Below are 16,049 nucleotides of genomic sequence, written 5' to 3'. Positions count from 1 at the left end.
ACTGGCGCGTGTCAGCACGTCGCCACGGTTTGAATCTCGTACGGAAAACCTATGGCAACCCAGAACCCGCCCGTCTCCAAGACGTGGTCATTCAGCACCGTCTTCCTGATCGAAATGTGGGAGCGCTTCGGCTTCTACGGCATGCAGGTGTTGATGGTCACCTACATGGTGAAGAAGCTCGGCTTCGTCGACAGCAAGGCCAACCTGATCTGGGGCGCCGCCGCGGCGCTGATCTACGCCACGCCGGCGATCGGCGGCTGGGTCGGCGACAAGCTGATCGGCACCCGCCGCACCATGCTGCTCGGTGCCGTGGTGCTGACGCTGGGTTACGCGATGCTGTGGATTCCCACCAACAACGCCTACTTCCTGTACATCGCGCTCGGCGTGATCATCGTCGGCAACGGTTTCTTCAAGCCGAACGCCGGCAACCTGGTGCGCAAGATCTACGAGGGCGACGACACCAAGATCGACAGCGCGTTCACCATCTACTACATGGCGGTGAACATCGGCTCGACCTTCTCGATGCTGCTGACGCCGTGGATCCGCGATTACGTGGGCGCCAAGTACGGCGACGCCTGGGGCTGGCACACCGCGTTCGGCGTCTGCGCGATCGGCCTGATCCTCGGCCTGGTCAACTACACGCTGATGTATCGCACGCTGGCGCACATCGGCTCGCCGGCCGACGACAAGCCGGTGGACGTCAAGCGCCTCGGCGTGGTGCTGCTGGCCGCGATCGGCATGGTGTTCGTCTCTGCCTTCATCCTGCAGAACCAGACGGTCGCCCAGTGGTGCGTGTACGCCGCCGGCGTGGTGATCCTGGGCATCTTCGTGCACCTGATCCGCAGCAGCGAGCAGCATGAGCGCGCCGGCCTGATCGCGGCGCTGGTGCTGACCGCGCAGACGATCTTCTTCTTCATCTTCTACCAGCAGATGTCGACCTCGCTGAACCTGTTCGCGCAGCGCAACGTCGACCTCTCGTTCGACCTGTTCGGCCTGCACCTGTTCAACTGGATCCCCGAGCAGTTCCAGTCGCTCAATGCAATCTGGATCGTGCTGCTGAGCCCGGTGCTGGTGCTCGCCTACAACACCATGGGCAAGGTTGGCAAGAATCCGTCGGTGGCGGCCAAATTCGCCTGGGGCTTCGCCGCAGTGGCGATCGGCTTCTTCATCTACGGCGTCGGCGCCCGCTTCGCGGTGAACGGCCAGGTCTCGTCGTGGATCATGGTGTGGGGCTACGGCCTGTATTCGCTGGGCGAGCTGCTGGTGTCGGGCCTCGGCCTGGCGATGATCGCGCGCTACGTGCCGGCGCGGATGGGCGGCTTCATGATGGGCGCCTACTACGTGGCCTCGGGCATTTCGCAGTACCTGGGCAGCGTGGTGGCGAACTTCGCCAGCATCCCGACCGACATCAAGGATCCGCTGGTGTCGCTGCCGATCTACACCGCGCTGTTCAACAAGCTCGGCTTCGCCGGCATCGCCTGCACGGTGATCGCGCTGGCGATGCTGCCGCTGATGAAGAAGCTGTCGAGCAGCCACTCCGACTCCGTCGCCAACAACCCCCTGCCGCCCGTGCGCAGCGAGGAATTCAACACGCCGGCGTGATCCGCCGGACCCGTCGTGCGATGCGCGGCGGGTCCCACGGGTTTTCAGCACGCCTGGATGATCGCCATGCCGCACCGCCCCACCCAACGCATCGGCCCATTCGCACTGATACGCACGCTGGCCTGGCTGCGGATCTGTGCCATCGCCGGCCAGAGCACCGCTGTGCTGGTTTGCGCCTGGTGGATGCGCCTGAACATCCCGCTGCTGCCGTTGCTGCTCGGCATTGGCCTGCTCGCGGTGTTCTCGGTGTTTGCCGCGTGGCGACTGACCCAGCCGTGGCCGCCGCGCGAGTGGGAAGCCGTCGGCCACATCGCCTTCGATACGCTGGTGCTGGGTTACCTGCTGTACTTCACCGGCGGCGCCAGCAACCCGTTCATCACCCTGCTGCTGGTGCCGATCGCGCTCAGTGCAGCGGCGCTGTCGGCACGGTCGGTACTGGCGGTGGCGGCGCTGGCCGGCGTGGCCTACGTGATCCTGCTGTACTCGCACGTGCCGCTACCGACGCCGCTGCACGAGAACTCGCCCAGCCGCTTCTCGCTGCACGTGGCCGGGATGGGCGTGAACTTCGTGATCATGGCGGCGCTGCTGAGTTTCTTCATCAGCCGCCTGGCCCACGTGCTGCGCCTGCAACAACTCGAAGTGCAACGCGTGCGCGAACGAGCGCTGCGCGACGAAGGCATCCTGGCCATCGCCACCCAGGCCGCCGGCGCCGCGCACGAGCTCAACACACCGCTGTCGACCATGCGCACCCTGCTGCCCGAGCTGCGCCGCGAGCACGCCGGCGACACCTCGCTGGCCGAGGATCTGGAGCTGCTGGAAGGCCAGGTCGACCGCTGCCGCACGATCCTTCGCGAGATGGTCGCGTTCGGCAAGGCGCAGCTGTCGCAGGAACCGGAACGGCTCACGATGAGCGCGTTCATCCGCGGCTGCCTGGAGCGCTTCCAGCTGCTGCGGCCCGAGGCGGAATTGATCCTTACGCTGGATGAGGACATTGCGCAAACCGTGTTGCGCACCCCGCCGGGCCTGCGCCACGCGCTGCTCAACCTGCTCAACAACGCCGCCGACGCCTCGGCCGTCAACCACTCGCATGCGGTAGCACTGCAGGTTTCGCGCGACGGCGACTGGCTGCAGCTGAGCGTGCGTGACCACGGCCCCGGTTTCGACACCGACGGCGAACTCACCCTGCTCGGCTACTCGCAGAAGCAGACCGGGCTGGGCATCGGCCTGGCCCTGGCCGAAGCCACCGCCGAACGGCTCAACGGCGAATTGATCGCCCGCAATGCCGAACGCGGCGCCGAGGTGTGCCTGCGCCTGCCGCTGGCGGTCATCGCGGAAAAATAGCTCACCGAACGTGCAAGTCCCGCCGCTTCCGGCAAGAATGAGCCACTGATCCACACTCAGGAAACACCACCGATGACCGAGTTGCCCCATGCCGTCACGGCGCGCCCGCTGCTGCTGGTCGACGACGACGCCACCTTCCTGCGCGTACTGGCGCGTGCGCTCGGCTCGCGCGGTTTCGAGGTCATCACGGCCACCAACTTCGACGAAGCCCGCGCGCTGACGCGTCGGCACAATCCACGCTACTGCGTGCTCGACCTCAAGCTGGGCGAGGAAAACGGCCTGCGCCTGATCCCCGAACTGCATACCCTGGTGCCGGACCTGCGCGTGCTGCTGCTGACCGGCTACGCCTCGATCGCCACCGCAGTGGAAGCGATCAAGCGCGGCGCCCACGATTACCTGGCCAAACCGGTCGATGCCGACGCCGTGGTGCGCGCCCTGCTCGACGGCGACAACGACAGCGACGACAGCGATCCGCCCGACGCCCCCGAACAACCGCTGGCCTTGCGCCGGCTGGAATGGGAGCACATCCAGCGCGTACTCACCGAATGCGACGGCAACATCTCCGAGACCGCCCGCCGCCTTGGCATGCACCGCCGCACCCTGCAACGCAAGCTGAGCAAGCACCCGGTACGCGAACGCCCCGACCGCGAAGACTGACCAGGTGCCACGTGCAGGAGCGCCCCCTGTGCGCTCCTGCACGCACCCCGGGCCGGGCACCTTTCGGCGCCCCCGCGCATCCCATCGCCGACCCCCGCTGCGACAACGCGCCATCTGTCGCGCGCACGACAGCGGACTATCCTTGCAACCCTAGACCCCCATCCAGAGTGTCGCTTGAACGCCCTCCCGCTCGGCCTTTGCGCAGTCGCACTCGCTGTATCCGCCGGCCCGCTGCTGGCCGCCGATGAACCCGCCCCCGCCACCACCACGCTCGCCCCGGTCTCGGTGCATGCCAGCGACACCATGGTGATGGAAACGCCCAGCGTGCAGGTGCGCGTCACGCGCCAGAAACTGCAGCAGCAGAACCTCACCGAGAGCGCCGACGCGCTGAAATACGCGCCGAACATGCAGGTGCGCAAGCGCTACATCGGCGATCCGAACGCGGTGATCAGCGGCCGCAACGCCGGCACCCTGCAGAGCGCACGCAGCCTGGTCTACGCCGACGGCCTGCTGCTCTCCAACCTGATGACCAACGGCTGGGACGGCGCACCGCGCTGGGGCATGGCGGCACCCGAGGAAATCGGCGCCGTCGACATCCTGTACGGGCCCTACTCCGCGCTGTATCCGGGCAACTCGCTGGGCAACACCGTGCTGATCCACACCGTGCTGCCGCAGCAGCTGACGGCCAGCGTGAGCACCCAGTTCTTCAGCCAGGACTATCGCGACGCGTACGGTGCCGGCGGCCACTACAACGGTCACCAAGCCGCCGCCACGCTGGGCGACAAACAGGGCCGCTGGAGCTGGCTGCTGGAATTCAGCCGGCTCGACAACGACGGCCAGCCGATGCAGTACGCCACGGCGAAGGCCGGCGGCGCTGCAGCCGCGGCGGTGCCGGTCAGCGGTGCCGTGCTGGATCGCAACCCGAACGGCTCGCCGCGGCTGGTGTATGGCGCCAACAGCATCGAACATACGGTGCAGGACCAGGCCAAGCTGAAGGTCGGTGTGGATATCACCGAACAAGTTGCCGCGCTGTTCACTGTCGGCTGGTGGCACAACCGCGCCGAGGACCGCACCCGCAGCCTGATCCGCGACGCTGATGGACGACCAGTCGCCGGCGGCGTGATCAGCGCGGCCGGACAGACCTGGACCTTGCCGGCCAGTGGCCTGGCACCCTCCTCGGCCAGCGATACCCACCTGCTGTACGGCATCGAATTGAACGGCCGCCTCGACAACGGCTGGCGCTGGACCGCGGTAGCCAGTCACTACGACTTCCTGCGTTCGCAGGCTGCCACGGCCAACCTGGCCGAACCCGGCGCGCCCAGCGGCGGCCCCGGCACGATCGCCGACAAGGCCGGCTCCGGCTGGGACACCTTCGACCTGCGCAGTTCCGGCCCGCTCGGCGATCGCCACATGCTGTACGCCGGCGCGCACGGCGACCGCTACGTGCTGGACAGCCGCGTGCGCAACGCCGGCGACTGGCGCGGCGATGCCGACGGCGCGCAGGTCAGCGCGTTCGCCGGCCGCACGCAGACCCGCGCGCTGTACCTGCAGGACGTGTGGAGCTTCGCCGACGCCTGGGCGCTGACCCTGGGCGGCCGGCTGGAGCAGTGGCGTGCCTACGGCGGCCTGCGCGCGAATGCGGTCGACACACTGCACTACGCCGACCGCCAGCGCACCGACTTCTCGCCCAAGGCAGCGCTGAACTGGGACCTCGCCGACGGCTGGGAACTGCGTCTGGCCCACGGCAAGGCGGTGCGCTACCCGACGGTGACCGAACTGTTCCAGGGCAGCCTGTCGGCCAACGCGATCGTCAACAACAATCCCGCGCTCAAGCCCGAGACCGACGAATCCACCGACCTCACCCTGACCCGCCACCTCGACCACGGTCACTGGCGTATCTCGCTGTACCAGGACCGCATCGCCGATTCGCTGTACTCGCAGACCGACATCACCGTCACCCCCACCGTCACCAGCGTGCAGAACATCGACAAGATGCGCAGCCGCGGCGCCGAAGCCGAGCTCAGCCTCACCGATCTGTGGCTCGATGGCCTCGACCTGCAGGCCAGCCTTGCCTACAACCATGCGAAGACGCTGCAGGACCGCCAGTATCCACTGGCCAACGGCAAGGCCTTCCCGCGCATCCCGAAAGTCCGCGCCAGCGTGTTCGCCGACTACCGCTTCGCGCCGCAGTGGGATGCCTCGCTCGGCATCCGCCACTCCGGCCGCCAGTACGGCACGCTGGACAACAGCGACTACGTGGACAGTTACGGCGCGGTGAGCCGCTTCACCGTGGCCGACGCGAAACTGCGCTGGAAATTCGCGCCGGGCTGGACCGCCGCGCTCGGCGTCGACAACCTCACCGATGAACACTACTGGGTCTACCATCCCTACGCCGGCCGCACCTGGTTTGGCGAGCTGCGCTGGGAGTTGTGAGGAACCACCATGCGCCACCTGCTGATCATCCTGCTCTGCCTGCTCTCGCCCGCGCTGCTCGCGCACGATGGCATGCGCATGGAGATGCCGAAGAACGGCCCCGAGCTGGGCGCCAGCGCGGCCTTCGACAGCCACGGCCGACTGTGGCTGGTGGACGCCGCCGACGGCCACGTACGGCTGCGCCATTCCGATGACGACGGCCGCACACTGAGCGCACCGGTCGAGGTGAACGCCACCGCCGAGCGGATCTACGCCGAAGGCGAGAACCGTCCGAAGATCGCGTTCGGCGCGCATGACGCAATCTACGTGAGCTGGTCGCAGCCGCGCGCCAAACCGTGGACCGGCTTCGTGCGCTTCGCCCGCTCGCTGGATCGCGGCGAACACTTCAGCAACCCGCTGACCGTGCACCACGACCTCGCCGAAATTACCCATCGCTTCGATGCGCTGGCGGTGGATGGCCGCGGCCGCATCGTGATCGCGTGGATCGACAAGCGCGACGTGATCGCGGCCAGCGCCGCCGGCAAGCCGTATCTTGGCGCCGCGATCTACTACAGCTGGTCAGACGACGGCGGCACCAGCTTCGCGCCCGAACGCAAGCTGGTCGACCAGAGCTGCGAGTGCTGTCGCATCGCGCTGGCCCGCACGCCCGATGGCGAGGTCGCCGCATTCTTCCGCGGCATCTACGGCGACAACATCCGCGACCACGCGTTCGCCGTGTTGCGTACGGATGGCCAGACCAGCCAGGTCGCACGTGCCACCTTCAGCGACTGGCAGATCGCCGGCTGCCCGCACCACGGCCCCGGCCTGGCGATCGGCACTGACGACGCCAGCCACGCCGTGTGGTACGAGGCCAAGGGCCAGCCCACGATCTGGTACGGCCAACTCGATCCCGGCCACGCGCCGAAGCATCCGTTGGCGGTCGCCGGTGCCGGTGCCAGCCACGCCGACGTGGCCGTGCACGAGCGGACCGTGTGGGTGGCCTGGAACCAGGTCGGTGCCGATGGCTACAAGCTGATGCTGCGCCGCTCGACCGACAACGGCGCGCGCTTCGATGCCCCACGCGAAATCGCCCGCAGCAGCGGCGCAGTGGGCTCGCCGCAGCTGCTGCTGAAACAGGGTCGCGCGTTCGTGGCCTGGAACACCGCCGCCGGCTTCCGCCTGATCGAGGTGCCGCGATGAAACATCTGCTGCTCGCTTTCGCCCTGTGGTTGCCGACGCTGGCCAGCGCCGGCTCGCCGCAGCCGCTGGCCGCCGCCGACGTCCCCGCCCTGCTGCAGCCGCCGGCGCACGGCACGCGCATCATCGCGCTGTGGTCGCTCGACTGCGCCTACTGCGAACCGAACCTCGAAGCGCTGGCCAGGGCTCAACGCGCCGATCCGGGCAACATCGAACTGGTCACCGTGACGACGGACAGCATCGAACTGCACCAGGCGATCGAGGCACGCCTGCGCAGCATGAAGATGGACGGCTATCCTGCGCGTGCCTACGCCGAAGCCTCGCCCGAACGCATCAACTTCCTGCTCGACCCGAACTGGGGCGGCGAGACCCCGCGCGTGCTGGTGATCCGTGCCGACGGCAGCCGCCGCGGCATCAGCGGCGCGCTGACGCCCGCGCAGCTGCACAAACCCCTGCCCTGACCCGCCTCAGGGCTGCGCGACGCTATCGGCCGGCGCCGGCAGCTCGGCGGTGCCGTCGTCCTCGTCGCCGTAGATCGCCACGTGCGGCACGCCGTCGGCGCCGATCCAGCCGCGGTACATGCCGTCGGTGTTGAACGGGATCGAGATGTGGCCTTCCGCGTCCAGTGCGATCGCGCCGCCGTTGCCCCCCATCGAGGGGATTTCCTGGTTGATCACCTCGGCGGCGGCGCGCTTCAGCGGCACGCGCATCTGGGTGACCTTCATGCAGATCTGGTGCGCGGCCACGGTGCGGATGTAGAACTCGCCCCAGCCGGTGCCGGAGACCGCGCAGCCGCTGTTGGCGTAGGTTCCGGCGCCGATGATCGGTGAATCGCCGATGCGGCCCCAGCGCTTGTCGGTCATCCCGCCGGTGGAGGTGCCGGCGGCGAGGCGGCCCTGCACGTCCAGCGCCACCGCGCCGACCGTGCCGAAGTGTTTGGCCGTCTCGACGTCCGCATGCGGCTGCTTCGCGGCATCCTCCTTCAGCGCTTTCTGCAGCTGCTGCCAGCGCTCCTCGGTGCGGAAGTACGCCGGGTCGACCAGGGCGATGCCCTGCTCTTTCGCGAATGCCTCGGCACCATCGCCGGACAGCATCACGTATGGCGAGTGCTCCATCACCGCGCGCGCCAGCAGGATCGGATTCTTTACCCGCTGCACTCCGGCCACGGCGCCAGCGCGCAGCGTGTCGCCGTCCATGATGGCCGCATCCAGCTCGTTCCTGCCGTCATGGGTGAACACTGCACCCTTGCCGGCGTTGAACTGCGGGGAATCTTCCAGCACGGTGATCGCGGCAGCTACCGCATCCAGCGCGCTGTTGCCCGCCTTGAGCTGCGCGTAGCCGTTCTGCAGCGCCTGGGTCATCGCCGCGCGCGCCGCCTGCTCCTTCGCCGGCGTCATGTCGCGCTTGACCACCCCGGCGCCGCCGTGAATCACCAGCACGGGAGAGACGGCGGCGTGGCTCATGGCAGTGATTCCGAGGGTGGCGAGGGCAACAAACAGGTGGCGCGGCTTCACATGACTCTCCCGGAGGCGACGGAGCAAGTATATCCAGCTATCTTGCCGTGCTCAGCCGTACGTCGGCAGCCCGCATCCGTTTGTCGAAAGCTATCTGCGACCTTGGTACCAGGCCGGCCGCGGCCAAACCGTCGTATCCTTGCCAGCTGACTCTCCACGAGAAAGGCACAGCAATGGACAAGGTTTACCCGAGCGCCGCGCAAGCCCTTGATGGCCTGTTGTTCGACGGCATGACGATCGCGGCCGGCGGCTTCGGCCTGTGCGGCATCCCCGAAAACCTGATCGGCGCGCTGCTGGAAGCCGGCACCAAGGGCCTGACCATCGTCGGCAACAATGCCGGCGTGGACGATTTCGGCATGGGTCCGCTGCTGAAGACGCACCAAGTCAAGCGCGTGTACGCCTCCTACGTGGGCGAGAACAAGGAATTCGAGCGCCAGGTGCTGGCCGGCGAGCTGGAACTGCATCTGACTCCGCAAGGCACGCTGGCCGAAAAGCTGCGTGCCGGCGGCGCGGGCATCCCCGGCTTCTACACGCGCACCGCGTTTGGCACCAAGCTGGCCGAAGGCAAGGAAACCAAGCGCTTCGGCGACAAGGAGTACGTGCTGGAAGAGGCGATCCATTCCGATCTGTCGATCGTCAAGGCATGGAAGGGCGATGCCCACGGCAACCTGGTGTTCCGCGAGACCGCTCGCAATTTCAACCCGATGATCGCCACCTGCGGCAAGGTCTGCGTAGCCGAGGTGGAACATCTGGTGCCGGTCGGCGAGTTGGATCCAAACAACATCCACGTGCCGGGCATCTACGTCGACCGCATCGTGCAGGGCGCAAAGTACGAGAAGCGGATCGAGTTCCGTACGATTGCCGGCGTCGCTGCCGGCAAGGAAAATCCGACCCGCGTAGCCATGGCCAAACGTGCCGCGCGGGAGCTGCAGGACGGCTTCTACGTAAACCTCGGCATTGGTATTCCCACCATGGTGGCGAATTACATCCCCGAAGACGTCAGCGTCACGCTGCAGTCGGAGAACGGCCTGCTCGGCATCGGCCCGTTCCCGACCGAGGATCAGCTCGACCCCGACCTGATCAACGCCGGCAAGCAGACCATCACCACCCTGCCCGGCTCGGCGTTCTTCTCCAGCGCCGAGTCGTTCGCGATGATCCGCGGCGGCCATATCGACCTGTCGATCCTCGGCGGCCTGGAAGTTTCCGCGCACGGCGACCTGGCGAACTGGATGGTTCCGGGCAAGATGGTCAAGGGCCCGGGCGGCGCGATGGATCTGGTCAGCGGCGTCAAGCGCGTGGTGGTGCTGATGGAGCACAACGCGAAGGACGGCTCGCCGAAAATCAAGGACCAGTGCGACCTGCCGCTGACCGGCAAGCAGGTGGTCGACCTGATCATCACCGATCTGTGCGTGTTCTCGGTGGAGAAAGGCAAGGGCCTGACCCTGATCGAACTCAACGAAGGCGTCAGCCTCGACGAGGTGAAGGCGAAGACCGGCTGTACATTCGCGGTGGCCCCGGCGCTGCAAGCTGGCTGAGGCGAAGCCTTGCGCAAGGCGGGCAGCGCCCATCGGCGATGCCCATCGCGACTAGGGCGGCGGGCAGTGCCCGCCCTGCAAGGCGGATGTTGCCGGCACGTCGGCCGGCAGCGGGTGCGGAAAGCGGATGCGGGCGATGTTCTCCTGTCCCTGGCCCGTCTGTAATTCCAGCGGCCACGCGAAGCGGTCACTGATCCGCCGGGCAATGGCCAGCTCGAAACCGTGCCGGTCGGCGCCACGAACGCGCAGCGGGCGGCCGTCGTTGCCAGCTACCTGCGGCGCCGTCTGGTTGCGTACGCTTACCACGCCGGGCAACACGCTGATCACCACGCTGCCCTGTTCGGTCTGCTGGCAGGCATTGCGGATCAGCTGCCAGCACAGTACCGACAACGCCTGCGGCGAGCCCTGCAGCGCAAAGCGGGCGGGCTCCTCCAGCAACAACACGATCGGCCGGCCGGCCAGCAGTTCGCGGGCGGACTCCACTTCCTGACGCAGCACATCGTTGACGATGAAACACTGGTCGTCGGTCGAGCTGTCCGTCTCGCGCGCGAGAATCAGCAGCGCCTCCACCAGCACTTCCATCTCACGGGCGGCACGCTTGATCCGGCGCACCGAGCGCACGCCGAAATCGCTGAGGCCGTCCTCCTCGCCCAGCATGTCGACCGACATCTTGATCACGGTGAGCGGGCTGCGCAACTCGTGACTGGCATCGCGGGTGAAGCTGCGCTCGCGCTGGTTGTAACTGGCCAGGCGCTTGGCGAAACCGTGCAGCCCGTGCGCCAGCAAGGCCACGTCGGCATCCGCATGGGAGGCCAGCTGCTCCAGGTTCAGCGATTCCGGATCCAGCGACTGGCCGTCCCAGCGGTTCACCAGCCGGGCCAGCGCACGCACCGGCCGCCACTCGCGCCGGGTAGCCAGCCACGCCAGCGCGGTGGTGACCACGATCACCGCAATCACGATGATCGTGGAGACGACGTTGTAGATGCCCAGGATGCAGATGCCGGCAACGATCAGGAACTGCAGCGCGAACACCCACGCAATACGTCGGCGGAAGGCACCCACACGAAACGTGACTGCGTTGACCCTGCTATCCATTACCTGTGTGCGCCTACCTGTATGCGCCGTGATCGATGTCAGGCCGTCTGGGGTGAAGAGGCCACTTCCGATTCCAGATCCGCGAGCCGATAACCGGCCGAGTGGATCGTGTGTAGCAGGGGCCTCGCGAAAGGTTTGTCGATGACCCGGCGCAAATTGTACAAGTGCGAGCGCAAGGTGTCCGAGTCGGGTAGCGTATCACCCCAGATCTCGCGCTCGATGTCGCGCCGGCTGACCACCCGCGGCGACTCGCGCATCAGGATCGCCAGCAGCTTCAGGCCGATCGGCGACACGGTCAGTTCCTGGCCGTCGCGGGTGAGGCGCAGCGTGGCGGTATCCAGGGTCATGTCGCCGACGCTGAGTACCTCGGTGGACACCTGGCGGCGGTCGCGGCGGATCAGCGCACGCAGCCGCGCCTCCAGCTCACGCACCTCGAACGGCTTCACCAGATAATCGTCGGCGCCGGCCTCGAGACCGCACAGCTTGTCCTCCAGCGTGTCGCGGGCGGTCAGCATCAGCACCGGAGTGGACTTCTTGGCCTCCTTGCGCAGCTTGCGGCAGACCTCCAGCCCGTCCAGCCCCGGCAGCATCAGGTCCAGCACCAGCACGTCGTAGCTGTTGGACACCGCCAGGTGCAGGCCGCTGACCCCGTCGGCGGCGTAATCCACCGAATAACCGCGCCGCTCCAGGAATTCGCCCACCATCTCGGCGATCTGACGGTTGTCCTCGACCAGCAGTATCAAACCCGCTTGCTCGTCATGTACGGTCATATTGTCCTCCTTGCCTGCGATGATTTCACATATGTGAAGATCTAAGCGGTGAACCCGTGAGGGTAGTGTGAAAGGGAGGACGGGGGTTCAGAGCAGGTTCGGTTTGCCGTTCAATGCAGCAGCGGCTGCAGCGGCTTCCAGACGGTGTCCAGCACCCGCGGCTGCGCGCTGGCAACCGGATGCAGGCCATCGTCCTGCATCAGCGCGGGGTCGAGCGCAATTCCCTCGAGCAGGAACGGCACCAGTGCGGTACGGCGGGTCCGCGCCAGGTCGGCATAGACCGCGCGCAGGCCGTCGCGGTATTGCGGCCCGTAGTTCACCGGCAGCTCGATGCCGACCAGCAGCACGCGCACCTTCGCTTTTTGCGCCGCCGCGATCATCGCATCCAGGTTCGCGCGCAAGGCCGGCAATGGCAGGCCGCGCAGGCCGTCGTTGGCGCCCAGCTCCAGCACCAGCACGCCCGGGCGATACTTCGCCAGCAGCGCGGGCAAACGGTTGCGCCCGCTCAGCGAGGTCTCGCCGCTGATGCTGGCATTGATCACGGTCCACTTCGGTACCATCTGATTGAGACGCGCATCCAGCAGATGCACCCAGCCGGCCTCGACCGGGATGTTGTGCGCGGCGGACAGCGAATCACCCAGTACCAGCACGGTTTTCGGCGCCGCCGCCTGCGCGCTGCCGATGCCGCACAGAAAAACCAGCAACCACAGGCATCGACGCATGAGTGATTCTTCCCGGCCGCTTCTTGAAGCCTGTGATGTTAGCAAGTCGGTCAATGGCCCCGAGGGCAGGCTGGAGATCCTCAGTCAGGTCAGCCTGCAGGTGCAGCCGGGCGAGAGCTTCGCCATCGTCGGTGCGTCCGGCTCCGGCAAGACCACCCTGCTCGGCCTGCTGGCCGGGCTGGACACGCCCGACAGCGGCAGCCTCACACTGGACGGCCACGCCCTGCAACTGCTGGACGAGGAAGCGCGCGCCGACCTGCGCAGGAAGCTGGTCGGCTTCGTGTTCCAGTCGTTCCACCTGCTGCCCGCGCTCACCGCCGAGGAAAACGTGATGTTGCCGCTGGAGCTGGAAGGCAGCAGCGCGGCGCGCTCCCGCGCACGCGAAGCACTCGAAGCGGTGGGGCTGACTGCGCGGCGGCGGCATTACCCGGCCCAGCTTTCCGGCGGCGAGCAGCAGCGCGTGGCGATCGCGCGCGCGTTCGTGCACGGCCCGCGCGTGCTGTTCGCCGACGAGCCTACCGGCAACCTCGACCAGCGCACCGGCCATCACATCTGCGACCTGCTGTTCGCGTTGAACCGCGACCACCGCACCACCCTGGTGCTGGTCACCCACGACGCGACTCTGGCCGCGCGCTGCGATCGCCGGATCGAGCTGGAGGAAGGCCGCATCGTGACGTCCGGCACGGATATGCAGGCATGAAGATACTGCTGCTCGCCTTGCGCAGCCTGCGTCGCGAATGGCACCTGCCGGAACTGCGCACGCTGGCCGCCTCGCTGGTGCTGGCGGTGGTGGCGCTGGGCGTGGTCGCCACGCTGGCGACGCGGATCGAGCGCGGCATGCTGGCCAGTGCCGCTGAACTGATCGGCGGCGACATCGGCGTGTCGTCGCCGCAAATCCTGCCGGAAGCGTTCGCCGACAAGGCACGCCAGGACGGCTTGCAACTCGCCCGAACCGCCGGCTTTCCCAGCGTGGCGTTCGCGCATGATCAAACCCAGTTGCTCGACGTGCAGGCGGTCGACGCGCGCTATCCGCTGCGCGGCAAGCTGGAGCTGCGCGATGCCGCCGGCCGCACGCGCAACGGCCATGCCCCGGCCGCGGGCGAGGTCTATCTCGACCATCGCGCCCTGGTGGCGCTGGGCTTGCGGGTCGGCCAGCCGCTGCAACTCGGCGGGCGCGACCTGACCATCGCCGCCGAACTGTTGCGCCAGCCCGACGGCGGCGAGCTGCTGGCGCTGGCGCCGCGCGCGCTGATGAATCTGGCCGACGCCGAACAGGCCGGCCTGCTCGGCACCGGCAGTCGTGCCCGCCACCGCTTGCTGCTGGCCGGCACGCCGACGTCGGTGCAGGCCTGGCGCGACTGGGCGCAGGCGACCGCGCTGCCGCAAGGCGCCCAGCTGATCACGCCGGAACAGACCCAGGAACGCATGCGCACGTCGTTCGACCGCGCCGGTGCGTTCCTGCGCCTGACCGCCCTGCTCTCGGCGCTGCTGGCCGGCATCGCGATCGCGTTGTCTGCGCAGCGCTACGCGCGCCGCAAGACCGCCGAAGTGGCGCTGCTGCGTGCGCTGGGCACGCCACGCCGGCGCGTGCTGGGTCTGTTGCTGGGCACGCTGGGCGCGCTCGCCGTACCGGCCACCGCACTCGGCGTGCTGCTTGCGCTGGGACTGGCACAACTGGCCTGGCTGCTGGCCAGCCAGTTGTTCGGCAACGTGCCGACCGTGCTGCCGCTGGCGCCGTCGTTCGCCGCCGCCGCGATGGGTATCGCGGTGCTGGTCGGCTTCGCGCTGCCGCCGCTGGCGCGGCTGGCCGACGTCGCTCCTGTTGCCGTATTTCGCCAGAGCATGCAACGGCGGGTACGCCGCTTCGATGCGCTGTACCTGATCCCCGCGCTGGTGGCACTGGGCCTGATCTGGAGCCAGAGCAGCTCGCTCACCCTTGCCGGCATCCTCGCCGCCAGCCTGCTCGGTGTGGCGCTGATCGCGGCGTTGCTGGCCGGCTTGCTGCTGTGGCTGGCCCGGCGCATTGCACCGGGCGCGCACCCGGCATTGCGGCTGGGCCTGGCCGCACTGGCGCGGCGACCCGCGCTGAGCGTGATCCAGGCCACCGCGCTCAGCCTGGGCCTGTGCGCGCTGCTGTTGCTGGCGATCGTGGCGCCGGCGCTGCTGCAAGGCTGGCGCCAGGAGCTGCCGGCGGATACGCCGAACTGGTTCGCGCTGAACCTGCAGGACGACCAGCGCGCTGGCTTCGAGCAGGCACTGGCCAGGACCGGCGGCGACCAGCTCAACATGCTGCCGCTGGCGGTGGGCAAACTCACCGCGATCAACGGCCGCCCGATCGACCAACTCGCCTTCGCGGACGAGCGCGCAAAGGACTGGACCGACCGCCAGCTGCGGCTGTCCTGGTCCGCCGAGCTGCCGCCCGCGAACGAAGTGATCGCCGGCCGTTGGCAAGGCGCACAACCGGTGCAGGCCGAGGTCTCGATCGACACCATGTGGCGCGACATGTTCGCGCTGAAGATCGGTGACACGCTGCGCTTCGACGTCGGCGAAGGCAGCATCGATGCGACGGTCAGCAGCGTGCGCAAGGTCGACTGGAGTTCGTTCCGCGTCAACTTCTTCCTGCTGCTCGATCCCGCCCACGCCAGCGAGCTGCCGCACACCTGGCTGGCCAGCTTCCACCTGCCGCGCGGTCATGCGACCGAACTGGCGCAGCTGTCGCGCGATTACAGCAACCTCAGCCTGGTCGACGTCGACTCGCTGCTCGACCGCGTGCGCGAGATCGTCGATCGCGTGGGCAATGCGGTGCGCTGGATCCTCGGCTTCAGCCTGCTCGCCGGCGCGCTGGTGCTGGCCGCCGCGCTCGCCGCCAGCGCCGCCGAACGCCGCCACGAAGCCGCCCTGCTGCGCACGCTGGGCGCACGCCGTGCGCAGCTGCGCGTGGCTGCCGCCTGCGAGTTCGCCCTGCTCGGCCTGGTCGCCGGCCTTACCGCCGCACTCGGCGCCGCCGGCGCCGGCGTGTGGCTGGGCCAGGCGGTATTCCACATCGAGAACTTCGTGCCGCCGCTGTGGCCACTGGTCGGTGGTGCGGTCGGCGCCGCGCTGGTCGTGATGCTGCTGGGCCTGGCCGGCACCCGCAAGGTCAGCCGCACGCCGCCGATGCGGTTGTTGCGCGAGGGCTGAGCCGGCATCGAAGGACGGGCTGAT

At 67.9% G+C, this 16,049-nt stretch carries 13 protein-coding genes; 9 read left to right on the top strand and 4 right to left on the bottom strand.

Annotation, left to right across the window (positions count from 1 at the left end; translation table 11 throughout):
* The first annotated feature begins 51 nt into the window (after positions 1-51).
* The 6 genes from ABD024_RS04200 (at position 52) to ABD024_RS04175 (ending at position 7,670) form a co-directional block, all read left to right on the top strand.
* Positions 52-1,602: a peptide MFS transporter gene (locus tag ABD024_RS04200; RefSeq protein ID WP_343850010.1), complete on the top strand. Its 1,551-nt coding sequence runs from the start codon at positions 52-54 to the stop codon at positions 1,600-1,602.
* A 66-nt stretch (positions 1,603-1,668) separates the two neighbouring features.
* Positions 1,669-2,943: an ATP-binding protein gene (locus tag ABD024_RS04195; RefSeq protein ID WP_343850008.1), complete on the top strand. Its 1,275-nt coding sequence runs from the start codon at positions 1,669-1,671 to the stop codon at positions 2,941-2,943.
* Positions 2,944-3,015: 72 nt separating this feature from the next.
* On the top strand, positions 3,016-3,600 hold the full coding sequence (locus ABD024_RS04190) for a response regulator transcription factor (RefSeq protein ID WP_343850005.1): 585 nt from the start codon (positions 3,016-3,018) through the stop codon (positions 3,598-3,600).
* A 174-nt stretch (positions 3,601-3,774) separates the two neighbouring features.
* Entirely contained in the window at positions 3,775-6,033 is a 2,259-nt protein-coding gene (locus ABD024_RS04185; protein ID WP_343850003.1) for a TonB-dependent receptor, read from the top strand.
* Positions 6,034-6,042: 9 nt separating this feature from the next.
* Positions 6,043-7,212, top strand: a complete 1,170-nt coding sequence (locus ABD024_RS04180; RefSeq protein ID WP_343850001.1) for a sialidase family protein — start codon at positions 6,043-6,045, stop codon at positions 7,210-7,212.
* Positions 7,209-7,670 carry a hypothetical protein gene (locus ABD024_RS04175; protein WP_343849999.1) on the top strand — a complete coding sequence of 154 codons (462 nt, stop codon included), beginning with the start codon at positions 7,209-7,211 and terminating at the stop codon, positions 7,668-7,670. The genes ABD024_RS04180 and ABD024_RS04175 overlap by 4 nt, the downstream gene beginning before the upstream one ends.
* 6 nt (positions 7,671-7,676) lie before the next feature.
* Here the strand turns inward: ABD024_RS04175 and ABD024_RS04170 are convergent, their stop codons facing one another.
* A complete protein-coding gene (locus ABD024_RS04170) occupies positions 7,677-8,672 on the bottom strand; it encodes an isoaspartyl peptidase/L-asparaginase family protein (RefSeq protein WP_343849997.1) in 996 nt (331 codons plus the stop codon).
* 224 nt (positions 8,673-8,896) lie between these two features.
* Between ABD024_RS04170 and ABD024_RS04165 the strand changes: the two genes are divergently transcribed.
* Entirely contained in the window at positions 8,897-10,258 is a 1,362-nt protein-coding gene (locus ABD024_RS04165) for a 3-oxoacid CoA-transferase subunit B (protein WP_343849995.1), read from the top strand.
* Between the two features lie 51 nt (positions 10,259-10,309).
* On the opposite strand, the gene ABD024_RS04160 is transcribed toward ABD024_RS04165, so the two are convergent.
* The 3 genes from ABD024_RS04160 to ABD024_RS04150 form a co-directional block, all read right to left on the bottom strand.
* Positions 10,310-11,353: a sensor histidine kinase gene (locus ABD024_RS04160; protein ID WP_343849993.1), complete on the bottom strand. Its 1,044-nt coding sequence runs from the start codon at positions 11,351-11,353 to the stop codon at positions 10,310-10,312.
* Positions 11,354-11,391: 38 nt separating this feature from the next.
* On the bottom strand, positions 11,392-12,123 hold the full coding sequence (locus ABD024_RS04155; RefSeq protein ID WP_343849991.1) for a response regulator transcription factor: 732 nt from the start codon (positions 12,121-12,123) through the stop codon (positions 11,392-11,394).
* Between the two features lie 110 nt (positions 12,124-12,233).
* Positions 12,234-12,845, bottom strand: a complete 612-nt coding sequence (locus ABD024_RS04150; protein ID WP_343849989.1) for an arylesterase — start codon at positions 12,843-12,845, stop codon at positions 12,234-12,236.
* Between ABD024_RS04150 and ABD024_RS04145 the strand changes: the two genes are divergently transcribed.
* Together ABD024_RS04145 and ABD024_RS04140 are read left to right on the top strand one after the other, a co-directional pair.
* Positions 12,844-13,545, top strand: a complete 702-nt coding sequence (locus ABD024_RS04145) for an ABC transporter ATP-binding protein (RefSeq protein ID WP_343849987.1) — start codon at positions 12,844-12,846, stop codon at positions 13,543-13,545. The two genes, ABD024_RS04150 and ABD024_RS04145, sit on opposite strands and share 2 nt — an antisense overlap.
* Entirely contained in the window at positions 13,542-16,025 is a 2,484-nt protein-coding gene (locus tag ABD024_RS04140; RefSeq protein ID WP_343849985.1) for an ABC transporter permease, read from the top strand. Before ABD024_RS04145 ends, ABD024_RS04140 begins: the two co-directional genes overlap by 4 nt.
* Positions 16,026-16,049 lie beyond the last annotated feature (24 nt).

Origin of the sequence: Rhodanobacter soli (assembly GCF_039523495.1) — a bacterium.
GTDB lineage: Bacteria > Pseudomonadota > Gammaproteobacteria > Xanthomonadales > Rhodanobacteraceae > Rhodanobacter > Rhodanobacter soli.
The sequence above is the reverse complement of the archived record's forward strand: the minus strand, read 5'-3'. Positions and strand labels throughout refer to the sequence as shown.

Excerpts from the sequence above, each read along its gene's own strand:
- ABD024_RS04190 (WP_343850005.1), top strand. The coding sequence starts at position 3,016 with ATGACCGAGTTGCCCCATGCCGTCACGGCGCGCCCGCTGCTGCTGGTC.
- ABD024_RS04170 (WP_343849997.1), bottom strand. The coding sequence starts at position 8,672 with ATGAGCCACGCCGCCGTCTCTCCCGTGCTGGTGATTCACGGCGGCGCC.
- ABD024_RS04175 (WP_343849999.1), top strand. The coding sequence starts at position 7,209 with ATGAAACATCTGCTGCTCGCTTTCGCCCTGTGGTTGCCGACGCTGGCC.
- ABD024_RS04195 (WP_343850008.1), top strand. The coding sequence starts at position 1,669 with ATGCCGCACCGCCCCACCCAACGCATCGGCCCATTCGCACTGATACGC.
- ABD024_RS04160 (WP_343849993.1), bottom strand. The coding sequence starts at position 11,353 with ATGGATAGCAGGGTCAACGCAGTCACGTTTCGTGTGGGTGCCTTCCGC.
- ABD024_RS04140 (WP_343849985.1), top strand. The coding sequence starts at position 13,542 with ATGAAGATACTGCTGCTCGCCTTGCGCAGCCTGCGTCGCGAATGGCAC.
- ABD024_RS04200 (WP_343850010.1), top strand. The coding sequence starts at position 52 with ATGGCAACCCAGAACCCGCCCGTCTCCAAGACGTGGTCATTCAGCACC.
- ABD024_RS04145 (WP_343849987.1), top strand. The coding sequence starts at position 12,844 with ATGAGTGATTCTTCCCGGCCGCTTCTTGAAGCCTGTGATGTTAGCAAG.
- ABD024_RS04165 (WP_343849995.1), top strand. The coding sequence starts at position 8,897 with ATGGACAAGGTTTACCCGAGCGCCGCGCAAGCCCTTGATGGCCTGTTG.
- ABD024_RS04155 (WP_343849991.1), bottom strand. The coding sequence starts at position 12,123 with ATGACCGTACATGACGAGCAAGCGGGTTTGATACTGCTGGTCGAGGAC.
- ABD024_RS04150 (WP_343849989.1), bottom strand. The coding sequence starts at position 12,845 with ATGCGTCGATGCCTGTGGTTGCTGGTTTTTCTGTGCGGCATCGGCAGC.
- ABD024_RS04180 (WP_343850001.1), top strand. The coding sequence starts at position 6,043 with ATGCGCCACCTGCTGATCATCCTGCTCTGCCTGCTCTCGCCCGCGCTG.